The following is a 7,144-nucleotide window of genomic DNA, read 5'->3' on the forward strand; positions in this document are numbered from 1 at the left end:
TAACACTAGGAGACCCTTCTTTATTAAAGTAGGTGTAACCTGGCAATCTCATCAGCCGGGAAGGATTACTTACAGTTGGATCTGATCTAAATCTAATAATCGCTTTCTGTGTTAATTCACGCCATCGTTCTGGATCTACTGGTTCTTCAAAAACCCAGTATTGATGTAGGCTTTTACCACCTGTATAAACTTGCATTGAAGGCTCAGGAAGAATGCCTTTCCAACAGATGGCCTGCTCTTCAATTTTCAGCTCATCATGTTCAAGAAATAAAGCAAGGCATTTTGTAATGCTGGCATCATCATCTCCTCCGTCATTCACGACAAGATAAATACTTGCCATTTTTGTTTTCCACTCCATCAAAGTCTCTGGCAAGCAGATACCTTTTTGTGGCGCACGACAAATCGACTTTTTGTTAGGAATCATCCTTACTCTTGTTGAAGCAGGATCTTTTCCTAATATCTCAAGAAACCTCAGGGTATCTGAGGGCAAAACATAATCTTTTTCCATGGTAGACTGGGTGTAATAAAGGAACTTTTAGACGCCCGGCCGGCGTCTTTTTTTTTAACTTGTTAGAACTAAAAGCTGCGCCTTCTCTTCTTGGCTACTTAAGAGCTTCCGAATAGCGGCGCTGCGGCTTGTGTTAGCCAGGTAGGCTAATTTACGAATCTTTTCGTGCAGAGTTTTGTCTGTACGAATAACAAATGTGTGGTCATTCATGGGTATTCTGCATGTGTATTCGGAGAATTAGCGAATACAATTTAATAATAAGTCACCCTAATTCAAGGGAAACTTAATGCCCAGCCTTCACATTTACAAATTCTTTTTCTTAATTTTGTTTCACAGTGAAATGCTCCATGTCAACCCTAATCATGCTCGATAGAAATCCTCAAGGAAGAGGCAAAAGCAGACATTATGCAGACAATTAAAGGACAATTTAAGGACATAAAGGACAAAGCAAATGTCCGATTATTGTCCTGATTATCCTATTGCATATTTTTTTGCACTAAGCCAAACTTGCTAACAACTAAAGCTATTAACTTGACTCAAGTCCCAGGACGTTTCATAAGGCTCAAGGAGGTAAAGGCCATGACTGGTCTATCCAAGACCTCTATCTACAGGCTCCTTTCCACAGGTACTTTCCCTAAGCAAATCTCTATAGGTGCGCGAACTGTTGTTTGGATAGATAAAGATATTCACGGATGGATGGATGCGCAAATTCAACATGCTCGCGGGGGAACAGAATCTGTATATAGTGAAGTTTTTATATCACCATGCCCTGCTGCAAAAGTGCGTCGCACCAAGCAACCATAAATTTTTTTCTCTCTTCTATAAACTCTGACCTGTCATAAGCCTGCCTCACTTTGTCACCAATAGCATGAGCTAATTGACGTTGAATTAACTCAGATGAAAATCCCAATACTTCCTGTCCAGCAGTCATAGGAATAGATCTGATTCCATGAGCTCGCAATATGTTCTTGTATCCCATTTTGACCAAATGTTGATTTATAGAAGATGGATTTAGGTGGCCCTTCCATCCCCTTGGTGAGGGCAATACAAAATCTTTGCTCAGTTCTAGTTTCCTTATGGAATCGAACAGATCATTCATAGGATCCGTTAGTGGCACTAAATGTTCTTTGCCATTCTTCATGCGGTCTGCTGGTACTCGCCACAGATTCTGTTTCTCGTCAATCTCTACCCATCTCATGCCGGCTACGGAACTAACCCGCAGGAAGCTCATGAACACCAGCTTTACCGCTGCGATGGTTATCACCGATCCCTTTCCCTCGTTTCCCTTTAGGTCTTCAAAGAACTTGGGGAGTTGCTCCCAGCTCAGTGATGCATGAGGTATTGATATGTGCCTTGATTTAACTCCCCTACTACAAAGCGCTGGGTTTTGATCCCGTTCTATCCAACCTTGATCAATTGCGTAGTTAAAAATCTGACGCAGAACCATTAGCACTCTGTCCGCATGAACTGGAGCCCGGCGTTCAATCGCTGCTTTTAAATCAAGAATCACCTGCCGGCCGTTTCTTCCGTCCTTTTGATTGCAATCCCAAGAGAACTTGGCAACCGGAGTATCTGCTCCAAGTACCGGCAGCACCTGGTTCCACAGCATATTGCGATAGCCCTTCTTAGTTACTTCCCTGGCAGTTGAACGCTCAAGGAAAGCCTCTGCTGCTTGCTCGAGTGTTGGACCTGTGTGTTGTTGGACAGCTGGTTGCTGCTCTTGCCGCTTTAACTCCCGTGGGTCTAAGCCTGCTTGCTTGCTCCAACACCTGATTCGTTCCCATTCATCCCGTGCTTCCTTTAATGACCAGTGCCCAACTCCCTTGCCATAGGGACCAATTCTTACCGGTACTTGCTTTCCCTGTCGCCCAGATGGGAAACGCATGCGTCCCTCAAAGGACTTACCACCTCCTTTATTGAGAGGCTCAATCACCACGATCAGAGCATCGCCTACCGATTTGCTTTGCCTGGTCTCACCTGCAGCTAGGGCGCGAACTTGTGAGTCGGTGAGAGGCATTTCAGCAATCCAACAACACGCTTTTTATCCAACAACACTAGCAGAAATTCCAGCAACACTTCCAACAACACAATGGGCGTATTTTCTGGAACTTTAGGTGACCTTGTGGAACTTTCAGCAGATATAAAGCTAGTATTAGCAATGGAAGCAGGTCTTCCTGGAACTATCTAAAACCTTTCGGGAACGGAGAGGGTGGGATTCGAACCCACGGAAGCTTTCACTTCAAACGATTTCGAATCGTTCGCTTTCGACCACTCAGCCACCTCTCCATGGTTCAGAATTTCTGAACATCACCAGCTTAGCGAGCCCCGTTCCCCGGTAAATTGCCATCTGCTTTGGCTGGATGCAGCCTTATTGCGTTTCATCCCGCTTACCCAAACTGCTTTTGCTTTTATTGGGATCAGCTCCCGTGCATTTGGTGATCTACCTAGCCAGATTCCATCAAGCTGAGGTAGTACTGCGTCGCTATTAATTATTGGCTGAGGGAAAATTCCCCAACGTTTCTTACCAAATTGCAAAATTCCTGCTCCTGGTGAATCCGGCATACTCTGAAAACTCAATCCTTCACTGCGCACTAATCCTTGTGGCATCGTTTGCACTAATCCGCTGAGCTGCTTCCAGCATGAAATTGCATCGGAGGCAACAGGATCTAACAAAACCAACCAATCCAAACGAGCAATCCCTAAACCTTGCTGCAAACGCTTTGCCCTTAAACAACTGTATCCACTAGCATCTGTTGTTATTAATGCAGCCCTTGCTTGATATCTAGCAATTAATAAACTGCCGGAGACTTGATGAACTAATAAAAGCTGATCTTGCACTAAACCATACAGTTGCCAAATACTGGCAACAACCATCGCCATTAAGCCATAAAAGCGCCAACGATGTAGTGGCAACAGCCACGATAATAAACCAAAACTAAAAATTAAAACCAACCATGGCGTAATACGCCCAGTAAATAATAATGCAAGAGGCAATTGAGTGGCTATTTTTACTAATAACAACAAGCCCTGAATTGGAAATTGTAAAAGCCATACCAATGGTGCAAGTAGAGGAGGAAGCACTAAAGCCACCACTGCGCTTGCCATCGATCCAAGTGTTAACACCGATATAAGTGGGCTAGCAAGCAAGTTGGCTGGCACGGCATAAATAGGAACCACACCAAAATGCAAAAGTTGCAGAGGTAAGGTCCACAACCATGCTGCTAACGGCACCGCAATCAGCGCATGGCAATGCTTTTCCAATCTGGGAGCCGTGAGGATTAAACCAGCGGTAGCAGATGCGCTGAGCTGAAAACCAACATCCCATAACCATGCTGGCTGCCATAGCAGTAAAAGAAACAAACTAAACACCAGTAAACCCAGCGGTTTACTGCGTTCTTCATTTGTTTTAATCAGCAATGCCGCGGCCCCCATAAGCAAAGCCCTTAATACCGAAGGTTGCGGACCCGCCAGTAAGAGAAATAAAGCCATTGCCCCTAACCCTGCCGTTAGCTGTAGAGATTTACTTTTGCCACGCACTAAAGCCATCACTAAACCCAGAAATACAGTGAGATGAAATCCACTTGCCGCTAAGGCGTGGCTAAGCCCTGCCGCCCGAAATTGTTGTTGAAGTTGTTCTGGCAGATCCACAACAGCACTACCCATTAACAATGCCGCTAATAAAGGGCCTGCCTCTGGCCCTGCAGCCTGTTGAAATTTTTTACTTAGATGCTGACGCAGCCGCAATATGGCAGGTTGTTGTGTATCTAATACCTGCACGCGAGTTACAACTAAACGGCTAAATATTCCTTGTCGCGCCATCCTCTGGCCGCCATCACCAAGCAAAGGATGAACTGCAGAGCTTGGTTTTTGCAATCGACCATGCACCTGCACGCGCCAACCCTCTTGCCACGGGCCGCAATTGGGCAATATCAGATCGCTACGGCCGCTATGGGGCAAATCGAGCAGTAGAACAGACCTGCATCCACTCGGGCTCATTTGCTGCAGGCGCCTCCCCAATCTGCCCTTGAGCGTTAGCTGAGGGGCATCCGCTTGCCAAACAGGATCCAGCGGACCCGGCCGCGGCCAGCGCCACTGCAACCAGGCAATCATTAGCAAAAACATCAAAAACGCCAATCCCCATTTGCGTTGCAACGGTTTTGAGAGGGGCAAAAAAACCATTTATCCACTGCAGCGGCCGTTTTAGAAGCTTCCCCCCCTAGACGAGCGCGATGCAACCGATAGCTTGCAAGCTATTAAGTAAAAAAAATGAATCCTTTGGCCCGCTTGGCCCTACTGGCACTCACGTTTAGTCCGATTTCAATGATATTGGCTCAGCCATTAACAACGAATCCCACTATTATGGTGCAGGCTGGCGACACATTGGAGGCCATATCCCGCAAGCAAGGTATTTCTTTAGCCGCATTAATAAAATTAAACCCCACTGTAATTGCAGAACGCTTAGCAATTGGAACTATATTAAAATTACCAGCAGCAACAATTAATCAAACACAGGTTTTACCCCCTGAATTAGCAAGCGGAGGTGCAAGTGCAGCGTTATTACTTAGTGCCGCCGAAAGAAGAGATCGAGCTCAGCAATTACTTATTGAGCCAAGTGGCTGGAGATGGTACGGCAATACCGCAGTGGATTGGAAAGGATGGCGCCTCCATCCAGGCGGAGTACGAATTACTTTAGTAAAACCAAATCGGGCAGAGCTTGGAAATATACGTTCTTTAGCAACGGCAGTGGCGGTTCAATGCGACACCTTGAGGCAAACCTGGCGCATTGATGGGCAGTGGGAAGCTTGGAAAATCCCAAGTGGTGGAACCGTTCCAGCCCGCATTGTTTTGGATTTATGCAGCAATACAACAGATGCACCGGCAGTGCCGGTTTTACCTTTGGAGCAAGGGGAAGCCCAAAGCCTCCCGCTCCGCTAACCAAGCCTCAGCTACCTGTTTTGCCAGATGCCTGATGCGGGCGATGATGGCGGTGCGATCTGTTACCGAAATTACTCCTCTCGCCTCTAATAAATTAAATGTATGGCTGCATTTGAGCACCCAATCTAAAGCGGGGGCAGGCAATGATCTTTCGCATAAATCCTTAGCCTCTGCTTCATAAATTTCAAACAATTGCTTCAGGCGTTCCGGATTTGAGGCTTCGAAGTTATAGGTGCAATGACCTTTTTCAAATGGCAGCCAAATATCACCATAGGAGTATTTATCATTCCATTTTAAATCCCATAAATTTTCTACATCCTGCAGATACATAGCCAATCTTTCAAGGCCATAGGTGATTTCAATTGATACCGGCCGGCAATCGATCCCTCCACATTGCTGGAAATAAGTGAACTGGGTAACCTCCATACCATCAAGCCACACCTCCCAGCCCACACCCCAAGCCCCGAGGGTTGGTGATTCCCAATTGTCTTCAACAAAGCGAATGTCGTGCTCTGCTGCTTTAATTCCAAGGGCAGCTAAGGATTCAAGATAGGTTTCTTGGATGCCGTTAGGCGATGGCTTGATCAACACTTGATATTGAAAATAGTGCTGAGCGCGATTTGGGTTATCGCCATAGCGACCATCAGTTGGTCTTCTGCATGGTTCTGGATAAGCAACCGCCCAGGGTTCTGGACCAATTGCTCGTAACACCGTATGAGGATTCATGGTTCCCGCTCCTTTCTCAGTGTCGTATGGCTGCAGGATCAAACATCCTTGCTGAGCCCAGAAACGGTTGAGGGTTTGAATAATGTCTTGAAATTGCATTGGGCTGCATACCTCTAAAGCAACGATACTCAGCAATCACACAGTGGATTTGCTTTCAGCAAGATCAAGCGGCTCCTTGCAAGCAGTGGGAGAACTACTAAAATAGATTGAAAATAAATTGAGATCAGCCTCTCATTAAGATGTTAAAAATTTATCGTAATCAAATAATTGTGGGAATAATATTACTTGTAAATCCGTTATTTCAACTTCAGCTACAAGCGGATGAATCAGCACCTTTAGAACAAGCAGCTCCATGGTTTAGCTTACAAAACAATTTAGATATACCTGATTGGATTCAATTTAGCCTGCAAACACAAGTAGAACCAATGCTTAACCCCAGTGGTGGCACAAAGCAAACTAGAAATTGGATACAACAAACTGTTGGCTCAATTGCGATCGGCTCCGGCCTCAAAAAAGAAACAAAGCTCTGGAGCGAAATAGATCACTGGCGTTTAGATACCAGTGTTAATTTTTACAATGGCAATCCAAACTTCAATTCAGAGATTGGTGCATATATCCCCTTACAACAAGTGGCCCATGAGAGTGGCTTTTGGCTCACTCAAGCAACACTTAGTCGCAGCAGTGGCGATGGCCTACTTGGCATTAAAGGCGGGATACTTTCAATTAATCCTGATTTTATTTATTCCCCCATATACGATTACTACATACATTCGAGCCTAAATAACACACTAAATCTTTCAATTTACGACATGCCTGTTAATCCCCTTGCGGCAATAGGGGGCGTAGTGGAATTAAAGCCAGGGCGCGATCTTTCTATGCGCTATGGCCTATTTGATCTTGCTAGCACAAGGCCAATCGCCAAGGTTTTTGGTGTGAATCCTCAGGCGAATGTTGGCGGGGCAGGAGTAGCTCAAT

The 7,144-nt window shown here is 45.5% G+C and carries 6 protein-coding genes, 1 tRNA gene and 2 pseudogenes; 3 read left to right on the plus strand and 6 right to left on the minus strand.

Features of this window, described 5'->3' with window-relative positions:
* Window positions 1-508 (minus strand): annotated as a pseudogene (locus tag AC2JC8_RS09405) (AAA family ATPase); the annotation flags it as partial.
* Between the two features lie 54 nt (window positions 509-562).
* Window positions 563-718, minus strand: coding sequence for a hypothetical protein (locus AC2JC8_RS09410; RefSeq protein WP_484594602.1), 156 nt, complete (start codon window positions 716-718; stop codon window positions 563-565).
* A 321-nt stretch (window positions 719-1,039) separates the two neighbouring features.
* On the opposite strand from AC2JC8_RS09410, the gene AC2JC8_RS09415 reads away from it, so the two are divergent.
* Complete coding sequence (locus AC2JC8_RS09415; RefSeq protein WP_484594603.1) at window positions 1,040-1,312, plus strand: helix-turn-helix transcriptional regulator; 273 nt, start codon at window positions 1,040-1,042, stop codon at window positions 1,310-1,312.
* Here the strand turns inward: AC2JC8_RS09415 and AC2JC8_RS09420 are convergent.
* The 3 genes from AC2JC8_RS09420 to AC2JC8_RS09430 all read right to left on the minus strand — a co-directional run bounded on the left by AC2JC8_RS09420 (window position 1,263) and on the right by AC2JC8_RS09430 (window position 4,687).
* Entirely contained in the window at window positions 1,263-2,525 is a 1,263-nt protein-coding gene (locus AC2JC8_RS09420; protein ID WP_484594604.1) for a tyrosine-type recombinase/integrase, read from the minus strand. The genes AC2JC8_RS09415 and AC2JC8_RS09420 overlap by 50 nt on opposite strands.
* 184 nt (window positions 2,526-2,709) lie before the next feature.
* Window positions 2,710-2,794 (minus strand) — tRNA-Ser (locus AC2JC8_RS09425).
* Window positions 2,795-2,815: 21 nt separating this feature from the next.
* Window positions 2,816-4,687 (minus strand): ComEC/Rec2 family competence protein, encoded by a 1,872-nt coding sequence (locus AC2JC8_RS09430; protein WP_484420417.1) that lies wholly within the window; start codon window positions 4,685-4,687, stop codon window positions 2,816-2,818.
* A gap of 87 nt (window positions 4,688-4,774) precedes the next feature.
* Between AC2JC8_RS09430 and AC2JC8_RS09435 the strand changes: the two genes are divergently transcribed.
* On the plus strand, window positions 4,775-5,443 hold the full coding sequence (locus AC2JC8_RS09435) for a LysM peptidoglycan-binding domain-containing protein (RefSeq protein ID WP_484401668.1): 669 nt from the start codon (window positions 4,775-4,777) through the stop codon (window positions 5,441-5,443).
* On the opposite strand, the gene glyQ is transcribed toward AC2JC8_RS09435, so the two are convergent.
* On the minus strand, window positions 5,399-6,268 hold the full coding sequence (glyQ, locus tag AC2JC8_RS09440; RefSeq protein WP_484401669.1) for a glycine--tRNA ligase subunit alpha: 870 nt from the start codon (window positions 6,266-6,268) through the stop codon (window positions 5,399-5,401). The genes AC2JC8_RS09435 and glyQ overlap by 45 nt on opposite strands.
* 140 nt (window positions 6,269-6,408) lie before the next feature.
* Between glyQ and AC2JC8_RS09445 the strand changes: the two are divergent.
* Window positions 6,409-7,144: pseudogene (locus AC2JC8_RS09445) on the plus strand (hypothetical protein); the annotation flags it as partial.

The organism is Synechococcus sp., assembly GCF_982614295.1.

Excerpts from the sequence above, each read along its gene's own strand:
- AC2JC8_RS09410 (WP_484594602.1), bottom strand. The coding sequence starts at position 718 with ATGAATGACCACACATTTGTTATTCGTACAGACAAAACTCTGCACGAA.
- AC2JC8_RS09420 (WP_484594604.1), bottom strand. The coding sequence starts at position 2,525 with ATGCCTCTCACCGACTCACAAGTTCGCGCCCTAGCTGCAGGTGAGACC.
- AC2JC8_RS09430 (WP_484420417.1), bottom strand. The coding sequence starts at position 4,687 with ATGGTTTTTTTGCCCCTCTCAAAACCGTTGCAACGCAAATGGGGATTG.
- AC2JC8_RS09435 (WP_484401668.1), top strand. The coding sequence starts at position 4,775 with ATGAATCCTTTGGCCCGCTTGGCCCTACTGGCACTCACGTTTAGTCCG.
- glyQ (WP_484401669.1), bottom strand. The coding sequence starts at position 6,268 with ATGCAATTTCAAGACATTATTCAAACCCTCAACCGTTTCTGGGCTCAG.